The organism is Leptolyngbya subtilissima AS-A7 (assembly GCF_039962255.1).
Lineage (GTDB): Bacteria > Cyanobacteriota > Cyanobacteriia > Phormidesmidales > Phormidesmidaceae > Nodosilinea.
Genome location: NZ_JAMPKY010000002.1, coordinates 258,610 through 279,788, shown reverse-complemented (window position 1 = coordinate 279,788; position 21,179 = coordinate 258,610). Strand labels below are relative to the sequence as shown.

Annotated in this window: 18 protein-coding genes and 1 pseudogene; 4 read left to right on the top strand and 15 right to left on the bottom strand. The window is 59.0% G+C overall.

Features of this window, described 5'->3' with window-relative positions:
• Positions 1-7: 7 nt before the first annotated feature.
• The 9 genes and pseudogenes from glmU to NC979_RS05820 all read right to left on the bottom strand — a co-directional run bounded on the left by glmU (position 8) and on the right by NC979_RS05820 (position 7,456).
• Positions 8-1,381, bottom strand: a complete 1,374-nt coding sequence (glmU, locus tag NC979_RS05860; protein ID WP_190518372.1) for a bifunctional UDP-N-acetylglucosamine diphosphorylase/glucosamine-1-phosphate N-acetyltransferase GlmU — start codon at positions 1,379-1,381, stop codon at positions 8-10.
• Positions 1,382-1,469: 88 nt separating this feature from the next.
• Entirely contained in the window at positions 1,470-2,399 is a 930-nt protein-coding gene (locus NC979_RS05855; RefSeq protein WP_431191022.1) for an FTR1 family iron permease, read from the bottom strand.
• A gap of 109 nt (positions 2,400-2,508) precedes the next feature.
• On the bottom strand, positions 2,509-4,089 hold the full coding sequence (ggt, locus tag NC979_RS05850) for a gamma-glutamyltransferase (protein ID WP_190518370.1): 1,581 nt from the start codon (positions 4,087-4,089) through the stop codon (positions 2,509-2,511).
• 26 nt (positions 4,090-4,115) lie between these two features.
• Positions 4,116-4,692, bottom strand: a pseudogene (locus tag NC979_RS05845) (Uma2 family endonuclease).
• A 67-nt stretch (positions 4,693-4,759) separates the two neighbouring features.
• The gene (locus tag NC979_RS05840) at positions 4,760-5,047 is read right to left on the bottom strand and encodes a DUF3288 family protein (RefSeq protein WP_190518369.1); all 288 of its coding nucleotides are present in this window, start codon (positions 5,045-5,047) and stop codon (positions 4,760-4,762) included.
• A 52-nt stretch (positions 5,048-5,099) separates the two neighbouring features.
• Positions 5,100-5,432, bottom strand: a complete 333-nt coding sequence (locus tag NC979_RS05835; RefSeq protein ID WP_190518368.1) for a DUF5615 family PIN-like protein — start codon at positions 5,430-5,432, stop codon at positions 5,100-5,102.
• A 2-nt stretch (positions 5,433-5,434) separates the two neighbouring features.
• Positions 5,435-5,782 (bottom strand): DUF433 domain-containing protein, encoded by a 348-nt coding sequence (locus NC979_RS05830; protein ID WP_190518367.1) that lies wholly within the window; start codon positions 5,780-5,782, stop codon positions 5,435-5,437.
• 8 nt (positions 5,783-5,790) lie between these two features.
• Complete coding sequence (gene mnmA, locus NC979_RS05825; protein ID WP_190518366.1) at positions 5,791-6,906, bottom strand: tRNA 2-thiouridine(34) synthase MnmA; 1,116 nt, start codon at positions 6,904-6,906, stop codon at positions 5,791-5,793.
• A 127-nt stretch (positions 6,907-7,033) separates the two neighbouring features.
• The gene (locus tag NC979_RS05820) at positions 7,034-7,456 is read right to left on the bottom strand and encodes a heavy metal-responsive transcriptional regulator (protein ID WP_190518365.1); all 423 of its coding nucleotides are present in this window, start codon (positions 7,454-7,456) and stop codon (positions 7,034-7,036) included.
• Positions 7,457-7,662: 206 nt separating this feature from the next.
• Between NC979_RS05820 and NC979_RS05815 the strand changes: the two genes are divergently transcribed.
• The 3 genes from NC979_RS05815 (at position 7,663) to NC979_RS05805 (ending at position 11,145) form a co-directional block, all read left to right on the top strand.
• Positions 7,663-8,253, top strand: coding sequence for a thioredoxin-like domain-containing protein (locus NC979_RS05815; protein ID WP_190518362.1), 591 nt, complete (start codon positions 7,663-7,665; stop codon positions 8,251-8,253).
• Positions 8,254-8,449: 196 nt separating this feature from the next.
• Positions 8,450-10,351 (top strand): ArsA family ATPase, encoded by a 1,902-nt coding sequence (locus tag NC979_RS05810; protein ID WP_242023978.1) that lies wholly within the window; start codon positions 8,450-8,452, stop codon positions 10,349-10,351.
• A 230-nt stretch (positions 10,352-10,581) separates the two neighbouring features.
• Entirely contained in the window at positions 10,582-11,145 is a 564-nt protein-coding gene (locus tag NC979_RS05805; protein WP_190518360.1) for a response regulator, read from the top strand.
• Between the two features lie 102 nt (positions 11,146-11,247).
• Here the strand turns inward: NC979_RS05805 and NC979_RS05800 are convergent, their stop codons facing one another.
• The 4 genes from NC979_RS05800 to NC979_RS05785 form a co-directional block, all read right to left on the bottom strand.
• On the bottom strand, positions 11,248-13,059 hold the full coding sequence (locus tag NC979_RS05800) for a mechanosensitive ion channel family protein (protein ID WP_190518358.1): 1,812 nt from the start codon (positions 13,057-13,059) through the stop codon (positions 11,248-11,250).
• A gap of 240 nt (positions 13,060-13,299) precedes the next feature.
• Entirely contained in the window at positions 13,300-14,286 is a 987-nt protein-coding gene (gene ccsB / locus NC979_RS05795) for a c-type cytochrome biogenesis protein CcsB (RefSeq protein ID WP_190518356.1), read from the bottom strand.
• Between the two features lie 86 nt (positions 14,287-14,372).
• Entirely contained in the window at positions 14,373-16,160 is a 1,788-nt protein-coding gene (locus tag NC979_RS05790; protein ID WP_190518354.1) for a DUF3352 domain-containing protein, read from the bottom strand.
• Positions 16,161-16,234: 74 nt separating this feature from the next.
• Entirely contained in the window at positions 16,235-16,804 is a 570-nt protein-coding gene (locus tag NC979_RS05785) for a hypothetical protein (protein ID WP_190518352.1), read from the bottom strand.
• 370 nt (positions 16,805-17,174) lie between these two features.
• On the opposite strand from NC979_RS05785, the gene NC979_RS05780 reads away from it, so the two are divergent.
• A complete protein-coding gene (locus NC979_RS05780; RefSeq protein WP_190518350.1) occupies positions 17,175-18,836 on the top strand; it encodes an FAD-binding domain-containing protein in 1,662 nt (553 codons plus the stop codon).
• On the opposite strand, the gene NC979_RS05775 is transcribed toward NC979_RS05780, so the two are convergent.
• Complete coding sequence (locus NC979_RS05775; RefSeq protein WP_190518348.1) at positions 18,829-20,397, bottom strand: endo-1,4-beta-xylanase; 1,569 nt, start codon at positions 20,395-20,397, stop codon at positions 18,829-18,831. The genes NC979_RS05780 and NC979_RS05775 overlap by 8 nt on opposite strands.
• Complete coding sequence (locus NC979_RS05770) at positions 20,394-21,047, bottom strand: type I restriction endonuclease subunit R (protein ID WP_190518346.1); 654 nt, start codon at positions 21,045-21,047, stop codon at positions 20,394-20,396. Before NC979_RS05770 ends, NC979_RS05775 begins: the two co-directional genes overlap by 4 nt.
• Positions 21,048-21,179 lie beyond the last annotated feature (132 nt).

The window sequence follows — 21,179 nt, the reverse complement described above, 5'->3', positions numbered from 1 at the left end:
TACCCCTCTACTCTTCTGTCTTCTCTTCCCTCAGATGCTTCGGCTGCCACCCTTCATGATTTTTCTGAGGGGCGCGGGAAACGACGAGGCAGTTGTCTGGGGCATCCTTACGCACTACTGACCCAGCAGCGATAGTGACGTCGCTGCCAATGGTGATGGGGGCGACGAGTACGCTGTTGCTGCCGGTTTTGGTGCGATCGCCAATCACAGTCGGGTGCTTTTTATATCCGTCGTAGTTCGCCGTGATCGTCCCCGCTCCCACGTTCACCTTGTTGCCCAAGGTGGCGTCGCCTAGGTACGACAGGTGGGCTACATTAGTGCCCATTCCCAGGGTCGATTTCTTAATCTCTACAAAGTTGCCGATGCGACAGTTGTCGCCTACTACCGCTTCGCCCCGCAGGTGAGTGTAGGGGCCAACCCGCGTACCATTGCCTACGGTGCTGTCGCTAACTACCGAAAAGGCGACAGTAGCGTAGGCCCCAATTTGGCTGTTTTCGATCAGGCTGCCGGGGCCGATGCGGCTGCCGGTGCCCACTACGGTTTTGCCCCGTAGATGGGTCTGGGGCTCGATGATCACATCGGGTTCGAGCTGAACTGTGGTGTCAATAGTGGTGCTGTCGGGGTCGATCAGAGTGACTCCTGCCGCCATCCAGTGGTCTTTGATGCGGTCTTGCAGAATGGCGTAGGCCTCGGCCAGCTGCTTGCGGCTGTTGATGCCGAAGATCTCCTGGCAGTCTTCTACATCCACCGCCATGGCCGGGGTCAGGTCTTTGACGACGTCGGTGAGGTAGTACTCCTGCTGGTCGTTGTCGGCGCTGAGGTAGGGCAACACCGTCATCAGCTGGGTCCAGTTAAAGCAGTAGACCCCAGCATTAATGCGCGGGTTTTGGCGCTGGGCAGGGCTGCAGTCGCGATGCTCGACAATCTCGGTAATCAGGTTTTGCTCGGTGCAAAATACCCGTCCATAGCCCGTCGGGTCGGTGAACTGTGCTGTGAGCAGGGTGGCGGCATTGTCCTTGTCCTGGTGGGTTTTGACCAGGGTTTGAATAGTCTCGGGCCGCAGCAAAGGCACATCGCCATTGAGCACCAGCAGATCGCCGTCAAACCCGTCTAGGTGAGGGATCACCTGCTGCACGGCGTGGCCGGTGCCGAGTTGTTCGGCCTGTTCCACAAAGGTGAGATTGGGAATATGAGCCAGGGCCGCTTTCACTTGGTCTTGGCCAAAGCCGACGACGATGATGGTATGGCTAGGGTTGAGATCGGCTAGCCCATCTAGTACGCGCTCGACCATTGATTTACCCCCCACCGAGTGCAGCACCTTGGGCAGGCTCGATTTCATGCGGGTGCCGCGCCCGGCGGCAAGAATGGCGACAGCGACCATGGGTGATTGTCCTCAGTGGGGATGGCTCGAAGGAGTATATCGCGGTTTGGGGAGGGGTGGGGAGGAGGTGGGTGGATGGGTGGATGGGTTAGGGGGTGGGGGATGGGGTAGTTGTGGGTAGAGAGGGAGTGAGGCTGCGGAAGTAGCGGCTGCCGACGAGGGTTAAGAAGCCCAAGTAGGCAATGATTTGCAGTAGATACAGGTGATCGCGGTAGCCGAGCAGGGTTTTGAGGACGATGCCGGGGAATTGGCGATCGGGCAGAATGGCACTGCCATCCCACACCAGCGGGCCGAGGATACAGGAGCTTTGGGCGAAGCAGAGGTCGGCGGTGGGATTGATTTGGCTGATGGCGGCTAGGGCAGCATCTAGATTCTTAAAAACTGAAACCACTAGGCCGCCGACGATGAGCAGCAGCAGTACACCCATCACCTGAAAGAAGCGCTTGAGGTTGATGCGCAGACCCCAGCGAAACAGGGCTAGGCCAATGAGCACGGCACCGAGCAAACCACCCACAGCCCCCGCTATGGCAGACACACTGGTTTCGACGTTGGTGAAAATAAACAGCACCGTTTCAAACCCTTCGCGCAGCACGGCGATGCAGACCAAGCTAAAGACGCTCCAGCCCGCGGTTTGGGCCTCATCGAGGGCCGATCGCACCGTACCTTCAATTTCGCCTTTGAGGCTGCGAGCCTGGCGAGTCATCCACAGCAGCATCCAGCTCAGCATGATGACGGCGATCGCCCCAAACAGCACATTCAACAGCGGCTTGATCACCGTTTGCAGACTGGGCAGCACCTGCTGAATCTGCTGGAGCCCCAACCCTAGGGCAATGCCGAGCATGACGCTACCGGCTAGCCCTGCGGCAATGCCAGCGTAGGCCCAGGGGTTGAGGCTTTGGCGGTTGGCCTTAGCCAGGCAGGCCAGCACAATGCCAACGACCAGGGCGGCTTCAACCCCTTCGCGCAAGGTAATAAAAAACGTGGGCAGGGCAGCGGTGAGATCCATGGTTGGGGCCATGCTTAGGTTGGGAGAGCTATTGGTATTGTGTCAAACAACCTAGCCCTTTGCTGGGAATCTGGGGCTGCAACGGTCAGATGGCGCGTTTGGATAGAGACGAGCGAGTTCCCTAACTATCGACCACAACCCAGGCTCCGCCCCTTCGGCCATCGCCCACGCCCGAGAGAGTGCCATCGGGATCAACTGCCACGGCATGGACGCCGCCAAAAAACATGCTGGGGGCCTGCCACCAGGTGCAAACGTCATCGCCGGTAATGGCTTGGGCAGCGATCGCCGCCTGCTCATAACCCGGCTCTAAATGCAGTGCGCCCCGTTCCCAGTGGAGCCGGGGCGCACTGACGGCGGCTTCGATATCCATGCCAAAGTCGAGCACGTTCGACACCACCTGCAAAATCGCGGTGCGAATCCGGTTAGACCCGCCAGACCCTAGCACGAGGCGGGGCTTGCCGTCTTGCAGTACCAAGCTGGGGGCCATCATCGACGACATTCGCTGGTTCGTCGGCCACTGGTGAAAGCCCTGGGGGTTGAGGTCTTCTTCGCCCAGCATGTTGTTCATCATGATGCCAGTACCGGGAATGACGTAGGCCGAGCCCTCACCGTTGGAGGTGGTGAGGCTGGCGGCGTTGCCCTCGCCATCGACCGCGCTGATGTGGGTGGTGCTGCCCCACTTGCTGCCCCTCTGGTTGAGAACGGCCTGAAACTGCTCCAGGTAGGGGGTTAGGTGGGTCACACCTAAGAATTCTTGAGCGATCTCGCTACGGTAGAGGTGATCGTCGTAGCCCTTTTGGCGAGCCAGGTTGGTGAGGCCCATCACCTCCCGCAGAACGGCCACGTGGCGCGGGCTACCGTGGGCAGTGAGAGCAGGGGAAGCCTTGGCCAACAGGTGCAGGGCAAAGGCAATCAGCGTGCCGCCAGAGCTGGGGGGCGGGTTGGTGAGCAGGGTGGCGCTGCCGTAGGGTACCGCCAACGGTTCGCGCTCGACGACCTGGTAGGTTTGCAGATCTTCCAGGCTGAGGTAGCCGCCGTGGGCCTGACAGTCTTGGGCGATCACATGGGCCAAATCTCCCCGATAAAACAGGTCAGCTCCCTGCTGCACCAGGTCGTCTAAAAATGCGGCAAAGTCGGGTAGATAAAAGCGATCGCCCGCTGTCAGCAACGTGCCCCCCGGCGCATAGATCGCCCTGGCCTCAGCGGTCGCCGTGAGAATGGAGCCCAAAATTTGAAAGCAGCCAGCGCGAAACGGCTCTACCGCAGTCCCCTGGGTAGCCCAATGTTGGGCAGGGGCTACGATCTGCTGAAGCGGCAAGCGACCCAGCTTTTGGTGAACGTGGAGCAACCCGGCGATCGCCCCCGGCACCGCCATCGACCCCAGGCCAATGTGAAACTCTTGGATGGTGTCGCCAAAGTTGGCGTGGATGGGGTAGAAGTCGGGCGATCGCCACATTTCCCTTGACCGAGGCGTTTGGCAAAAAAAGTCGAACAGTCGGTTTTCGCCTGCCGCCGTGTGGGCCAACAAAAATCCGCCCCCTGCTAGGGAGGTCAAAGACGATTCCACTACGCAGGCGGTGAAGGCGGCGGCGATCGCGGCGTCAAAGGCGTTGCCGCCCTGGCGCAGCATCTCGGCTCCAGCTTCGGCGGTGAGGGCGTGGCCTGCCGCGATCGCGCCTCGATTGGTTTTAGGAATACTCATAGCTGAGTAGTATATCCCTCGCGCTGCTAAGGCAGATTGCCCGCCGCCAAAATCTGCTCCACTGACAGCGACAGCTCAGGAAATGTGGGCGACACCAGGAGCTGATCCCCAAAAAATACGGCTTCGTCGTAGAGCCCTTCATTGAAGGTCAGAATCGTTACCTTAAGTTCTAGCGGATCGACAATCCAATATTCGGGAATCTCTAGGGCAGCGTGTTCTGTGCGCTTGTAACGATAGTCGCGGGTAATGGAGTCGGGGCTAACGACTTCTACAGCAAGCAACGGAGGCGTCTGGGCGATCGCCGCTCGATTCACCAGTTCACCAACTTGTTCTGGTGTTAACACATAGACATCCGTCAACCGCGATTTTCGCACCCCAGTACGCACCCCGGCTTCCCGGAAGCAGAACCAACCTAGACCCAAGGCGGGCGATTTCTGCATCCAGGCACTGCTCAATGAACTTGGCAATCAGCATGTGCCGAAAAGTCGGCGGAGTCATGGCAACCAGCTCTCCATCCACCAGTTCATATCGATTTTCAGTGCCGTCATCGTAGGCAATGTAGTCTTCAAAGCTAAGAAGAGCTGCTGTGGTGGAAGGGCTCATGGGGTTGCTCCGCTTTCCCTAATTGTGCCACGGCTCTAAGAAGGGTAAGAATGCCTGATCGCTATCTCTAGCTCCAGTCTTCGCGGCCCCGGCCTAACCCCTTATAGACCTCGCCCTGCTGGTGGATGGCGCGGGTTTTTTCGAACAGTTCGGCTTCGGTGAGCTGCCAGCGGTTGAGAGCCTTTTTGAGGTCGGTCTGAATGTCGCGGGCACCAGGAAAGCCCTCGTAACGAGTCATTAGCCGAGCCAGCTCGACCAGGTTGAAATCGGTGGCTTCTCCAGCCAAGAGCTGGTTTACCACCTGGCGATCGGTCTTGTACTGGGGGTGTTGCTGGTCTTTAGTGATATCAGCCATAGGACAGTAACCTGGTTCGATGTTTTGTAACAACGTCATGTGCCTGAAACCGCTATCCAGGACGACTAACTCGCAGCAGCTTACCTTGGAGCGACGTCTCATTGCAGATAGCATCGTTAACCCGCTGGGCTAGTCCGAGGAAGTCTCTATTCTCGGAGCAAACAATGATTCCGGCATGGTGAGGATTTAGCTGGTGTAGCTTAATAAAATCACGACGGTTTTGAGTTAAAACAGTGAGCTGATTGGCGATCGCATAGACCAAAACGTTAGGATCAGTCGCTCCTGCTTGCCCGGCTTCTTGAACGGTCACGACGTTGTGGCCAAATCTGCGCAGTGCTTCTACGACAGGACGAGGAAACTGCTCATCAGCGTACAGCCCAGCCATAGCTAAAGTTTAGGGGTACCGTCCGCAGCGTTTTCCTGCTCTTGAAGGGCGATCGCGATTTCCTCCGGGTGGGCATCGGCGTAGGCCCAAACATTGACCAAATCTGCAGCTGTTAGGTGAGGGTAAGACTCTAGCAGTTCTGCATCCGTAGCGCCTTGCTGCCGCAGGCTGATGAATAGCCAAACGGGTAAGCGAGTACTAGCAATGCAAGCGTCACCACCCATTACCTCAGGGATTTTGGTAATGCCCAGGGAAGGCCGACTTAAGGTTTCAGTCAGAATCTGTATGGCGTCTCCCTTTTCTGCAGCGGTGAGGGTTTGAAGCTGGGTTTTCAGCGATTGAGAAGTCATAGGCGCGCTCAATAGCTAAGGGCTTCAGCTTCGGTCACAGGGGCAGATATCTCGGGGACAGCGGCTTCAATTAACCCGCCGCCCAGAACCCGATCGCCGTCGTACCACACCGCCGCCTGACCGGGGGTGACACCAAACTGGGGCTCGTCAAACACAATGCGCACCCGAGCGCCCGTGCCCTCACCCGCCGGTAGCGGCACCAGCGTTGCCTCCACCGCCTCGCTGCGGTAGCGAATCTGCACTGACACCTTCATCGGCTCCTGGGGGGCGGCGATCGACACCCAGTTCACCCGCTGCACAGTGCAGTCGGGCAGGTGGGCATCGCTGCGATCAGCCACAATGACGTGGTTTTTGCCCATGTCAAAGCCCACTACGTAGAGCGGGTTAGCGGCGGCGATGCCCAGGCCCTTGCGCTGGCCGATGGTGTAGTGGTGAATGCCGGTGTGCTGACCGAGAATACGGCCTTCGGTATCGACAATGTCGCCGGGCTTGGGAGCCAAGTATTTATCCAAAAAAGTCTGCATCGAGCCGTGGTGCTCGATCAGGCAAAGGTCTTGGCTATCGGGTTTGGCAGCGGTGTGCAGGCCCAACTCAGTGGCCATACGGCGGGTTTCGGTCTTGGTTTGGTGACCCAGGGGAAAGTCGCAGGCGGCCAACAACTCTTGAGTGAGGTCGTAGAGAAAGTAGGACTGATCTTTGGCCGGGTCGACGGCGCGGCGCAGCTCATAGCGGCCCGTCTCAGTGTTCTGGGTAATGCGGGCGTAGTGACCAGTGGCGATGCGATCGCATCCCAGCTCCTCTTTGGCGTACTGCAACATCGGCCCAAACTTGACCGCCCGGTTGCACTGCGAACAGGGCAGGGGCGTAATGCCGCTGCCGTAGCCTTCTACTAAATAGTTAATAATTTCGCGCTCAAACACCTCGCGGCTATCGACCACGTGGTACTCAATGCCCAAGTCTTCGCAGAGCTTAGCGGCATCGACCATGCCCTCAGAGCAGCACTGGCCCTTGCCCTTCATTAGCCACAAGGTGAGACCCACCACGTCGTACCCCTGCTGGTGCAGGGTTGCCGCTGCTACAGAGCTATCTACGCCGCCGGAGAGCCCAACTACAATCCTTTCCATGGCTGAAATGCTGCGCCTAAATTGCGAGAGAGTGCAGGGGTGAGATCTCACCCGCAAGGGTGATTGATCCAGCTTCCCATTCTAGCTCACGGTCTCTAGCCCTACGGAGAGTTTGCCGTCGCTGAGGCTAAACTGCCAGCGGCACGGTTTCAATCAGCGGGCAAATATCCCCTGGTTGTGGGTGAGGTTGTGACTCGGCCCAGCGATCGCGATATTCCTCTAGGTCGGCCTTAAACGACGTCATCTGCTGAATCTGGTCTTCTAGCTGTTGAATCTTGTCTTGCAGCAGCGATCGCACAAACCCACAGGGCACATCTCCCCGCTGATGCACGTTAAGCACATCTCCCACATCCTCTAGGGAAAAGCCCAGTGCCTGAGCCTTTTTAATGAACTGCACCTGGTGTACCGCTGTGGGTGAATAGTAGCGATAGCCGTTGTCACCGCGCTCCGAGTGCAGCAGGCCTAGACTTTCGTAATAGCGTAGTGCCCCCACCGCGATACCTGTTTGTTTAGCAACATCGCCAATTTTTAGCCGGGTTGCCACAGTCATAGTGAGCCTCCGATATCAACATCCCTATCCTAAACTCTCTAGCTCCCTAGAGGGTCAAGGCTTCCCTTCCCCCCTTACTAATGACTTTCCTCTGTGAAAACGACTAACCGACGCCACTGGCAACTTAGCCATCTCTAGCCCACCCACCGTCTGCCGCCGCTACACTGGTCAACGAGACCTACATTGATAGTTTTGCACTGAGATTTATGACTCGGACTGCACGATCTAAGCGCCGCCGTACCTCTTCTAAAACGCTGTCGTTGATCCTTGGGCCTCTGGGGATCGCGGCGCTCATGGTCGCCCTGCTCGGCGGGCTATGGTACCGCAACCGCCCTCAGTCGGTGGCTTTTGAGCCCAATACCACCGTTGGCGCAGCGGCGATGGCGGCGATCGAGACCTTTCCCGACCAGGGACAGGCTCACGTTAGTCCTGGTCAGGCGGTCAACTACGACAGCGACTTCCCCACCTCTGGCCCCCACGATCCCAATCCTGTTTTGCCGGGGGTCTACACCCAAGAGCAGCGGTTAGAAGAACTGGTGCACTCCATTGAGCATGGCAACATCGTGATCTATGTTGACCAGCCTGGCCAAGCTGCGATGGACACGCTCACGGCTTGGGCCAAAGACTTTCCAGGCCTCTGGGATGGACTGGTAGTGGTGCCCAAGGCCGGTCTGGGCAAAGAAGTCGTGCTCACTGCCTGGACGAAGAAGCTAATTTTGCCCGAATTTGAGCCAGAAGCCGCCGCCACCTTTATCGACGCCTACCGCGGGCGGGGTCCTGAGAACCCAGTGCGGTAGATAGGGGAAGGAGTAAAGATAGGGGAAGTTGCGAACAGAGAAAATCTCCCTTTGATCGGTGATCCCAACGGGAGCAAGCGGTTGTCTGCCCGATGCAGGAGGGTCTTCCCGAGCCACGTCCTTAAGTTTCATGCTGCGGCCAGCGTTGGCCGATGGCCCTGGGCACCCTAGGCTCAATAGTCTGTAAGGTTAGCCAATGCTGACATCATCGCCCCATCAATTGTTTATGGTTAGCGGCAAGGGCGGCGTGGGCAAAACCACTCTTTCCTGTGGGTTCGCGCGGCAGCTGGCCCAGCAGCACCCTGACGAAACGGTGCTGCTGCTCTCCACCGACCCGGCCCACTCCCTTGGGGACGTGTTGCAACTGACGGTGGACAACACCCCTACCCCTCTGCCCGATCTGCCGAACGTACAGGTGCGCGCCCTGGATGCGGCGGCGCTGCTAGAGCAGTTTCGGGCTGACTACGGCACCGTGCTGGAGCTGCTGGTTGAGCGCGGCAGCTTCGTCGAGGGCGATGACCTCAGCCCGGTGTGGGATATGGGCTGGCCCGGCCTCGATGAACTGATGGCCCTACTCGAAATTCAGCGGATTTTGCGCGATCGCGAAGCCGATCGTGTCGTCGTCGATATGGCCCCCAGCGGCCACACCCTCAGCCTGTTTGCCCTGATGGATTTTCTAGATACCCTACTAGAGGCGCTGGGGCAGTTTCAGCAAAAGCACCGCACACTTACCGAAACCCTGGCGGGTCGCTACACCCCTGATCATGCCGACCAGTTCATTGCCGACATGCGCCACGATTTAGAGCAGGGCCGATCGCTGATTCAAGATGGCGATCGCACTGCCTGCTGGGTAATTGGTATTCCTGAGCCGATGAGCTGGGCCGAGAGCGATCGCTTCATCACTGCCTTAGGACGGTTAGGAGTTCCCATCGGGGGACTGGTTATTAACCGCGTGCTGCAAGAATCGGACCAAGTTTTGGACAGCCACCGCCAGGTGCTGGCCGAGTTTGAGGCGATCGCCCAGGGGCAGCCAGTGCTGTGGCTGCCGGCTCAAACCCAGGAACCCTTAGGCGGCATCGCCCTCGATGCTCTCATGCCCCAGCTTATGCCCTTAACCTCAGCGCAGACACTAGCCGATCCTGCTGCCGAGATCTCTCCCATACTCCAATGGCCGCAGCCGATTTCCCCAGGCGTGGAAGACTTTGTCTCAGCAGGGCGACGGCTGATTGTGGTGGGCGGCAAGGGTGGCGTGGGCAAAACCACCGTGTCGGCGGCGCTGAGCTGGGGGCTGGCCGAGCGCCATCCCGAGGCCAACCTGCGGGTCATGTCCATCGACCCGGCCCACTCCTTGGGCGATGCCTTTGGCCAGCCCCTCGGCCACGAACCCACCCTGCTGCTGCCCAACCTCCAGGCCCAGGAAGTCAGCGCCGACATGGTGCTTGACCAGTTTCGCACCGACTACCTGTGGGAACTGGCCGACATGATGGCGGGCGATGGCGACATTGCCAGCGGCATTCAGATGGCCTACGGTCCCGCCGCCTGGCGGCAGATCGTCGCTCAGGCCCTACCTGGCATTGACGAAATGCTCTCGCTGATTACCGTCATGGATTTGCTGGAGCGCAACGAGCAGCAGCTGATTGTGCTCGACACCGCTCCCACTGGCCATCTACTGCGGTTTCTGGAGATGCCTACGGCTTTAGGCGATTGGCTAGGGTGGATCTTCAAGCTCTGGATTAAGTACAAGGATGTAGTGGGCCGGGTGGAGTTTATGGGCCGCCTGCGCACCCTGCGTCAGCGGGTGCTGACTGCCCAAGATAAGCTCAAAGACCCCCAGCACACCGAGTTTATTGGCGTCGTGCAAAATCAATCAGCGATTTTGGCTGAGGCCAGTCGGCTAAACCATACCCTGGGCGGTCGCGGCATTGCCCAGCGCTACATTGTCCATAACCGCTATCAAGTCGGTAGCGACCTGCCCGCTGAGCTATTTCCTCACCAGTGTGTGGTGCGGCTACCGGCGCTAGTGCCCAGCCCTAGCCCGTTTGACCAAGTGAAGCAGGCGGCCCATCTGCTGCTTGCTTCAAAGTCTCCCCAAGCTTAAGGCAGCTAAATTTAGCCCAGCATTTCCAGGCCACCGCTGTCAGTTTTGAAGCCCAGCAGGGCATACTAAAGCCAGTTCTGGGCTAGATTGGGCGGGGCGGTGGCCGGGCATTCAAACCCACACTCGGCGATCGCTATATTCTTCAGCCCTAGCACAGACTTTCCGAAAACCTGAACTATACTTAATGGCACCGCCTACCATGGCCTTCGACACCGCGAGAGGAATCAACTGTGGCAAATCATAGGATTTTGGTCATCGATGATAGCCGGGTGATTCGCATGCGGGTGCGCGACATGCTTCCCCAGGGCAATTTTGAAGTCATTGAAGCCCAAGATGGTGTAGAAGGCATGGATGCCATTCGCAGCCAACGCCCCAACCTGATCATGCTCGACTTCTTGCTGCCCCGCATGAGCGGCTGGGAAGTCTTCCAAGAAATTCAGGCGAATCCAGACCTCCAGAACATTCCCCTGGTGCTGATGTCTGGCCGCAAAGAAGAAGTCACCGAAAAAATTACCGAGCCCTTCGAGTACTTCGAGTTTATTCAAAAGCCCTTTGAGCAAAAAGAACTGATCGAAGCAATCAAAGCGTCGATGGTCAAGGCTCGCAAGCCACGTCGTACCCCCATGACCGCCCCCGCCGCCACGGCTGCAGCGGCGTCATCCGGTGGCGGCGATGTGAGTGCCGCCGAATTCCAAGCTCTTCAGGCTCAGGTGACACAGCTGCAAGGCGAGGTGGCCCAGCTCAAAGGCCAGCTAGGCAAAATGCTGGCCTACATTAAGCAAAAGCTGAAGTAGAGCAGTTAGGGCAGCGGCGATCGCAACAGGCGTTGCGTTGGCGCAGCCGACCGAGACTGGCATTGCACCCTAGGCCTACTCAACTTTCAAGTCATACAACCGTCAGCGGGGTTCAACAGCCCCGCTTTTTGCTGTGCTATGGGCGGCGCCATTGTTGTGGTTATGGTGTTCTGTGTCGTCAGGCAGCTCTGTGAATGCCTGCTGCGGCACCCCGATGGCAATGCCCGCCTTGTCAAAGGCAATACGCAGGCGGCGGCGAAATTCACGCGCCACCAAAAACTGCTTGAGGGGTCGAGTACGGATCCAAATCAAAAGAGTGAGGCCGGCGTGGGTTATGCTCTCAACCCCCAACATTTCGACCGGGTTGAGAATGGCATAGCGCCACTCGGGGTCGCTGGCCATAATCTGGGCAGTTTCGTGTAGAACCCACAGAGCTTCATCGACGTTGGTTCCATAGGCCACATCGACGAGGATGTTGGCCCGCGACCAGCCGCGGCTGAGGTTTTCGACTTGGGCAATGAGGCTGTTGGGCAGGGTGACCAGACGGCCATCTTCGCCGCGAATTTGGGTGATCCGCAGATTCAAGTTTTCCACAATGCCCGTGGTGGTGCCGGTGGTCACCAGGTCGCCGATGGCGTACTGGTCTTCTAGCAAAATCAAAAAGCCGTTGACCAGGTCTTTAACCAAATTCTGAGCGGCAAAGGAAATGGCCAGGGCAGAAATTGCCCCAAAGGCCAGCAGTGACGCTGGGGCAATTCTCAGGGTTTGTAGCACTAGCAGGGTGGCTAGGGCATAGATGACGGCCGTCTTTAGTCCTTTGAGGGCACCAATAATGGTCGAAATGCGCATCGATTTGCGCTGAATGTCGTCCAGATCGCCTAGCTCGTTTTTGCTCCAGGCCTGGGCTACTCGCTCAATGGCCAGGTTGGTCACGCGGTTGAGCAACCCGGTGAAAAACCAGGTCAGCAGCAGCAGCACCGGAATTGAGAACAACCCAAAGGCATAGCTGCGGGTTTGCGGAAAAATGTAGAGCCCGCTGGCGATGCCTGTAACCCACACGAAGGCGATGCCCCAAAACATTAGCCAGCGCAAGAAGGCTACGACCTGAAGCCGCTGGGCCAGGGTGAGCTGGTAGCTAAACACCTGCAAGAGCTGCTGCTCGGGGACATCGGCTCCGGGGGGAATGGGGAGATTATTTTGGTCAGTTTGCTTTTGCTCTAGCTCGCTCTTGCGCCTGCCCAGCACTCGCCAGATGCCGGTTAGCACAAGGGTGAGCAGCAGGCTGGCCAGCAAAATCCAGACGGTGCGGCGAATCTGCCGCCGCCGAGCTTCGGGCAGGCGGCTGTCGACTGCCTGCCGTAGCGAGTCGCGCAGCACGACCTGCCAGCGGTCAGCTAGATCGAGCTGCGACGCCCCGTTGTACTGAGCATCGGTGTCGGTAATGGTGAGCAGGACCCTCGGTTCGACCAAGCCTGCTCCGATCGCAAATAGCACGGGCTGGCCGCTAATGGTTTCAATGCTCACATTAAGGGAGGAGCTATTGACGGCGTTGTCGTCAGATATGGGCGTCAGGGTGCGGTCGACCACCTGGCTGAGATTGGTCTCGATTTGCCGCGCGCGCACTTCAACGGGCACCTCCGCGCCCGATTCGTTGCGGTTAAATACCGCTGGGGAGGCAATATCGAAGAGGGGATCGCCATCGAGGGCGACTACGGTGGTCTCAAGCAGGCCAATGCGCTCGACCCCAGCTGGGGGTAGGGTGCTGTTGCCGCCGAAAGGGTTGGAGATTTGGGCCACGGCTGGGGACAGATCCCAGCTCAGGGTGAGCAGCAGTCCCAGCAGCGCTAGCAGCAGCTGCATCCACCGTTGGGGACGGCTAAACCTAGTCGTCAGTTTAGGTGTGGGTCTGGGCATAGAAGAACGCGATCGCAACGACAGTGCGGGGTAGGTTTACCCCTGGGTTGTTTTAGCATTCTGACAACCTCAGTTGCACAGCCTAGTCCAGAACCCTGTCAAACGTGAACCCCATTTTCCCCGCAGATTCGGATCCAAGATGCAGAAAAGAGGGCTCCAGCGATGCTTGAAACCGTTGGCACGGGGTGCACGATACGATTAAAAAACTGCAGCGGTAAATTCTGCTTGGAAGCGGCGACCTTAGAAAAACCAGCCGTAGCTGTGCAGTCCCTTGCCCAGAATGTTGACCCCCAGGTAGCACACCCACACCACCACAAACCCGGTGGCGGCGAGGATCGCGGGACGACGCCCCTGCCAGCCCTTGGTGATGCGGGCGTGGAGGTAGGCGGCAAACACCAGCCAGGTAATTAGCGCCCAGGTTTCTTTGGGATCCCAGCTCCAGTAGGAGCCCCAGGCTTCGTTGGCCCAAACTGCCCCAGCGATGATGCCGATGGTGAGCAGCGGAAAGCCCAGTCCAATCATGCGGTAGCTGATGTTGTCGAGGGTGTCGGCCAGGGTGAGCCGCTGGGGCGAGAGGGTGACGGTTGCGGGTTTTTCGAGCACCGCCGCGCCCCCGGTGGACATGGTCATCACCGCGGTGGCCTCGGCGGCGTCATCCTCAGCGCGGCGCAGCTTGACGTTGCGAAAGCCGCCGGTGCCGACGGAGCTGCCTTTGAGTTCTACCGCCTGGCCACGGGTGACGAGGAGGAATGCGATCGCCAGCAGGGCCCCTACCAGCAGCGCCGCGTAGCTCAGCAGCATGACGCTGACGTGCATCATCAGCCAGTTCGACTTGAGAGCGGGCACCAGAGGCTCTGAGCCCTGCATGGTGTCGGGCAGGGTCAAAGTGGCAAAGGCGGCGATCGCCATGGCAATCGGCGCGGTGACAGCCCCCACCAAAGAGCTGCGGCTCATGCGCTCGGCCACCAGGTGCATGGCGGTGATACCCCAGGCCAAGGCAAACAGCGATTCGTAAAGGTTGCTCATGGGAAAGTAGCCCCCCTCAATCCATCGGGCACCGAGTAGGGCGGCGATGGTGAGGTTGCCTACGGCCATGGCGGCGGTGCCCAACGATGGCAGAACGGTGACCTTGGGAAACGCCACGCCGCACCAGTAGAGCAGCATTGCCGCAAACAGCACCGCAAAGGATGCATTGTCGAGCCAGCCCTGGAGCGCAATCAAATCCATGTTCGGTAGCCATGAGGAGTCTTTCCTATCGTACCGATTTTTTGGGCCGACTTTTGCCGGTTGAATTGTCGAGACAACGATGGGAGTTATTGGGGAGTGGATGGGGCGGTCTCAGGAGTTGCCTCGGGAGTGGCTTCTGGCGTGGGGGCGGCTTGGGGCTCGGTTCCGCCAGGTAGGGGGCCGGGGCGCTCGCCCCGCTTCAGCGCCGCCGTAACGTCGTAGCGCACCTGGCGATCGCTGAGCACCGTCGCCGTTACCCCGATCGCCTCAATGGCTTCAGAACTCAGCAGTCCATCCTGGGGCAGAGGCGGCAGCAGCAGGTTGTTTTCTACCCCGGTGAGGGTCTCCAAATTGATAAAAAAGTGGCCGTTGTTGGGGCGCGGTGCGTTGCCGGTAGTTACTTGGAAGAGATCATTTTCGCCCAGGCTGCGGTTGGGGGTTGGGGCGACTTGCTCGGCAATGCCCTGACCCACGGTAAAGAAGGCAATGTCGCCGTCGAGCCAGCCGTGGGCCATCACCAACGAGTCGAAGGGGGAGGTCCAACGGGTGACGGGCACACCGCCCAAATCGGTGGTCTCGATCGCAAAGCGGTAGCGGCTCTCCATCACGGCGTCGAGCTGTTCAAAGGTGGCAGTGGCGGCCTCGCGATCGTTGGTCTTGACCATCAGCACCAGCGCTGGATTCGGCAGCGGTGGAGCACTGCCGTCGCCGGCTGGTGGGGGTGGGTTGAGCACCCCCAGGGCAAATTCTCCAGCCATCCAGGGCAGCAGGTTTTCTTGCAGACTTAGGCCAGTAGCGGTTTGCAGCCCTAGGGATAAATCGCTGGCCCGTACTGGCAGCAGGGCTGAGAGCTGCTCGCCAGCCTCAAAGTCTTCCCAAAATTGTTGAAAATCGCCCCCTGACACCGCTACCAGAGTACCCGTGGGCAGTCGCTGGGGCATTTGGTCAGCCTTGTTGCCGGTGGCCAAGGCCTGAGGGCCAGGCTCTAGCCAGCTAATGCCCTGGAGACCAACGCCGCGGCTTTGCAGCGCGATCGCCCCCACCAGCCCCCGTGGAGTCTGAAACGCCCGCAGCCGCTCGGGGGCAATGGGTGGGTCGGCGGCCGCGGCTATGGTTTGCGACAGGGCCGGCACATCCACATAAAAGCGGGCTAGAGGCCGGGTTTCGGTAAGTTGCTCGAAGGCTTTGCCTACTCCAGGGCGAGAGACCAACGACTCGCCCCCCTTGTAGGTGTCGATCGCCCGCTTTAGCAGGGGCAACTGAGGACTGAGCACCGCCGTCTCGGCGTCGAGCACGGCGGCATAGAGGGGGGTGTCTGCTTCACCATTGAGCTGCTGTAGAGTAACGCCGCGGTAGGGGGCGTCTTCTACAGACTCAGCTTTTCCTAGCCGCTCGCCCAGGTCGTTTTGGGCGCGGTTAGCATCGGCAATGGGGATCACCACCAGCAGGTTTGAGGCCAGGGCCAGTTCAGGCGCGGGCAGTGACGGGGGCAAGTCGCTGGGGCTGGTCTCGACGGGCAGCACCGCCAGGCTAATCTCGGGGCCAACCCAGGGCTGAATGTCGCGGGCAAAATCGAGGTCTTGCTCGGCTAGCAGGCGATCGCGCCACTGCACTAGCTGCTGGTCAAACTGGGCCTGGGTAGCCTCGGTACCAAACTGCCGCAGTCGTCGCCACTGAGCTTCATCGCTGCTCAGGGCCACCACCGCCAGCGCATCAGCCGGAATGGCATTGGCACCCGCGGGCAGCGTTTTGGCTAGTTGCCCGTGTCGGGAGGTGGCCCAAAAGGTCAGCGCGCCGCCGCCAATAAAGAGTAGAGCTGCGCCCAGGGGCAACAGCAGCGGAGGCTTTTTCTGCAGCAGCTTAGAATGCAACACGATAGGAGCCTGGCCAATTTGCCTTGCCACTCTAGCAAAGAACTTCGCCAACGAACCACGGATTGCGGCGCGCCCTAGCGAAAGCGAAAGTCGTATCCGGCGTAGCGATCGCCCTCATAGAGCACCACCAGCCAGGTTTGCGGGTCAAACTCCAAGGGGTAGGCCTCGCGCTCAGCGGGTAACCCCGTCTCGGTTTTGCCCGGCGACAGCACGCAGTAGGGCACTTGAAGAAACTCTTGCACCGTAGCCTTGGGCGCTTGTAGCTCGGTTTCTAGCAGCTTTTTGATTTGGTCGCGCGAGACTAGCGCCTTGGGCTGCTCTTGCCGAATGCAGGTAAAGGCCTCGGCCTCTTGCACCTTGGCCTGATCGGGGTTGGGCGAAATCAGCAGGGCGGCCAAAGCGAGCATTGAGCCTCCCGCCATGCCTCCGGCCATGATCACTTGGCGGGGTTGAGGCCGGTCTGCAAAGGTTCCAGGGGCAGTAGTCCGCTGGGGTTGGGGAGCATGGGCATAGGGGCCAGGCTGAGGCCGCACCGATCGCGGCGGCATCGATTGGGGATTCACCGGATGAGGATGCATCGGCTGGGGTTGGGGCTGGGGAGGCTGATAGTGGGCCGACACAGGGTAAGAAGAACGTTGAACCATGGCGTTGACCTTTGCTGTCTACCGTTTGAAATCTAAGGGGGTGCCCAACTTTGCCGAGTGGCCAGAGTAAAGACTCTAGTCATCCCGGCTTCGCTCAATGCGAAACACCAGCACTGGGGATGCTTGAGCACAGCTCTATGCCAGCAATGGGGTGCCATTGAGGCTAGAACGAGATTAGCCGCCGGGGAATATTGCTCCCAAAGGGAGCAGCCGCGAGCAGCGCAAGCGAGTAGGGAATTGCTAAAACCAAGTATAGTACAAGAATACTATTTGGCAAATAGATGGGCCAGTTGTTTTTTGTTACGGTTTGAGAGTTGACTTTTCTTGCTGTCGCTTCCTTGGGGATCGCTGTGGCCGAGTATGGAACGCCATGAACAGAACCATTGTCTGGTTTCGCCGCGACCTGCGCATCTCTGACCATGAACCGCTGCTGCGGGCGGTTGGACGAGGGCTGGTGGTGCCGGTGTTTGTGTTCGATCGCGCCCTGCTGCACCATCCTGAAACCGGCTCGGCTCGGGTGGCGTTTTTGCTGGCCGCTCTGCACGCTCTGGATGCAGACTTGAAAGCCCTGGGCGGACGCCTGATTGTGCGATCGGGCGATCCGGTTCAGGTACTGCCCGCTCTAATTAAAGAAACCGACGCCGACGGCATCTATGCCCACACCGACGTCGAACGCATTTACGGTCGCGTGCGCGATGCTCGCCTCAACCAGGCTCTAGGCCAGCGCGGCATGAAAATTCGCTGGTTTGAGCCCGCCGCCAGCGCCGCCGACCTCATTCCCTATTCCCAATACCGTGAGCTGTGGTATCGAGAGATGGGGCAACCCCTGGTGCCTACACCCCAACAGGTTCCCGTACCGCCAGAGATCCCGAGCGATCCGTTACCTGCCTTGGAAACTCTGGGCCACCGGGCTGACGAAAAGCCGATTCCCCCCGCCAGTACTGCCGCTGCCCGCGCCCTGCTGCAAAGCTTTTTGACCGACAAGGCCGATCGCTACTACTGGCAGCTGTCGTACCCTAGCGCCGAGGCCACTACGGGCCTCAGCCCCCACATTAAATTTGGCGTGATCTCGGTGCGTGAATGTGTGCAGACCATTCGCAACGCGCCCGATTTTGGCGATAACCGAGTGTGCCGCAGTCACCAGCAGCTGATTTCCCGCCTGCGGTGGGGCAACGGATTTACCCAGCGGTTTCGGTATCTGCCGCAGCTAGAGCTGCGATCGCTCTACCGCACTTTTGACGATGATGGCTGGGCCTTTGACCCCGATCTTTACCAGGCTTGGCAGACCGGCCACACCGGCTTCCCGATTGTGGATGCCGCCGCTCGCTGTTTGCATGCGACCGGCGGCTATCTGGCGCTGAACTTTCGCACCCGCGCCATCTATGCCAGCTTTCTCAGCAACCTGGGCGGCATCGACTGGCGCTATGGAGCGCTGCACTTTATGCGTCACTTAATAGATGGTGACTGCCCCATTGACCATTACCAGTGGGCGATGCAGTCGGGGGTGACTCACTGCGTCGATAAAACCTGGACGCGCATCTACAACCCTGGCCAAACGGCGGTCGATCGCTGCGACCCCGAGGGCGAGTTTATCAAGCGCTGGCTGCCAGAGCTGGCGGATGTGCCCCCAGCACAGCTCGGCAACCCGCCGACTCTCTCGGGCTACCCAGCCCCAATTTTGAACTATAAAGCGGCTCGCCAGCGTCGGGTCAAACTGCTCGAAGCCCAGCGGGGTAAGTTTCTCAACGCTAGAAATCTGCTGCCTCACCTGGCGCAGATGCCGAAGGATTTAACGCCCTTTGGTACGGAGGTCTATGGGGGTGAAGTGGCTTGGGCTGAGGATGCGATCGCCGATCTCTTCCCCGCCGCGCTGCCGTTGGCTGATCTGGATGTAGCGCAAGCGGCGGCTCTGCGCACCTGGTTTGTAGCCCGTGTCAATGTGCTACCGCCGAAGTCGCGGCGACGAAAGCCGCAGGCCCCAGCTACAGATCCCAATATTCGCCAGCTCACGTTACTGGGGGACATCAAATAGCCCAGGCTTTTTTGAGCCCTTGGAGTCGGTAATAGGCAGCTTTAGGCTGGTTTTCGCGGTTGAGCAGCCCGCCAAAGGGCCAGAAAACGGCTTGGTCTGACAAATCCCACCAGGAGACCACTTCAATCTCGGGTTTGCTGTAGCCCAGAGTGTAGATTTGCTCGACCCAGTCGGCCTGAACCTGCTCGTTCCAGGGGGCGTGCCACATGCCCAAAGCTTCGCCCATGATGGACGTTTCATCGGTGCCAGTGTTGGAAGAACAGCCCATTTCGGTGATGTGGATGGGCTTGCCTAGGGTGACGAAGCGATCGAGCAGGCGATCGATTTCGAACATATCCTGGTCAGGATAGTAGAGCTGTAGGCCAATCACCTCGAAGTCGATAGCAGCGGCCAGGCAAGCTTTGAGGTACTGATAGGGGCTACGCTGGGGCGGGCCGTAGATCGCCACATTGCGAGCCCACGGGCAGCAGCTGTTGACCACCCGCTTCACGGCGGGATAACCCTCTTTAGCGGCTTCGCAGGCCATGCGGGTGAGGTCGAGAAATTGGTCTTGGTCGTAGCCTAACTCGTTGCCCCAGGGGACGATATGGGCCTCATTGATCACGTCGTAGGTGGGGATTTGGCTGCCGTACCGCCGCGTGATCTCCACGATGCGCTGATGCAGGGCTGCTTTAACTTGCTCGTAGGGCAGTAGACGCACCCATTCAGGTACGCTGACCTCGTGAAACCAGGTAAGTGGGTGACCCTTGGGAGCGATGCCCGCCTGCCGTAGCCAGGCTATCTGGGTATCAACTTCGGTGTAGGTGGGTTGGCCCCGCTCAGGTTCAAAGGGTTTCCAGTAGAAGGGCACCGTGGCAGTGGTGAAAAGGGCCTTAAAGCGGCGATCGTACTCCGCTCCCAGGCCGGGGTGGGCAAAGGCGTTACAGCCCAGTTTGAAATTTTGGCGTGGCGGGGTGCGGGCGATGCGCTGGCGGGCGCGGCTGAGGGCGGCTTCTTCTCCAGCCCACAGCCCTTCCACCAAGGCGTTGTTCCACAAGGGAATTTGGGTTTGCAGATCGGGAACCTGGTCAGCCTGAGCGAGCCAGGCTTGAGCGCGGTGAAGGCGATCGCGCACGCTCTGAGGTATGCCAAAACCCTGACGCTGCCAGCAATCGCACGCTTGGCCAACTCGGTGAAGGCGATCGCGCGCAAATGCCCCATTCAGCACCAGTGGAAAATCTGTTGGCGTGAAGCCGCGCCCCCGATTGTCAGCGTAGAGGGTGACATCGCCAAACCCCTCAATGGGCAACTGAAGGGCGATCGCGAAGGGAATTGGCGGCGGCTGGGAGGTGAGAATGCCGTCTTCTACAGTGCGATCGGGATGAGGGATCGGCTCGTCGTTGAGGTCGAGAAAGTAGAGGCGGTTAAGCTCAAACTCAGGCAGCGGATCACCGTTGGGCAGGTAGGCGCGCAGGCTCAACGGCGGTGGGCTGGCGAGAAGTTTGCCATCCGCTTGGCCAAGCCAGTAGGAGGTGACAAGCGCGCTGGCGCTGGTGTAGCGAATAAAGCGGCGACGTCTCATTGAATTGCCTGACCGAGGTATTTCAAAATTTGTAGAACTCCCTCAAGTTCTTGATAAGAGGTCAAGGCGGCAAAAACCCTCGATAGGTTATATCGTCCACCCTGGTTTGTCTCTAGCTTCACAAAAACTGAGTTATCCCCGTTGGTCATGAGGGCGAACCTAGGTTGCTCATGGTTAGGGGTCGCCATCAAGTAGGCCAGGGTCTGGGGTAAAGCAGACCAGACTGAAATGGCCGTCTTTTTTGATTCGAGCACCACCACCCAAAGCTGGTCTTTTAAGACCAATACATCGAGTCGCCCTTGCAGAATTTCCTCTGGGTCTTGCAGGGTAAGCTGAACCGATTCTTCTGCTTTTACTCTAAAGGGTGGGTCGTAGAACCCAGCCAAAGTGAGCAAGGGAGAGGCAAAGAGCAATAAAACCGTGCTTTCGAGCAGGTGGCCTTGCGTTCGCCCCCAAGGGCGGGTCTTGGACCATCGCTGATACAGATAGCGCCGTCGCAGATCAGCCAGTCCAGCTTTCTCGGTGTCACTAAGGCTGGCCAGATCAGTGCTCCACTCCCAAAAGAATGTTTCATCTTCTGTGCGGGTCAGCTGAAACCGCTGCTCGGCCTCTGCCAAGGTTGTAATCGCCTCTGTGATGGCAACCGACATCGCTTTCACCCGCTAGTGTGCCTCTATTTTACTGGCCTACCGCTACCGGCGCGGCTCAGCAGCTGTCATGACGGGGTTGTGAAATAGCAGTATCAGCTTGTTCCGAGGCATGGTTTTTATCATCTAGGTTTG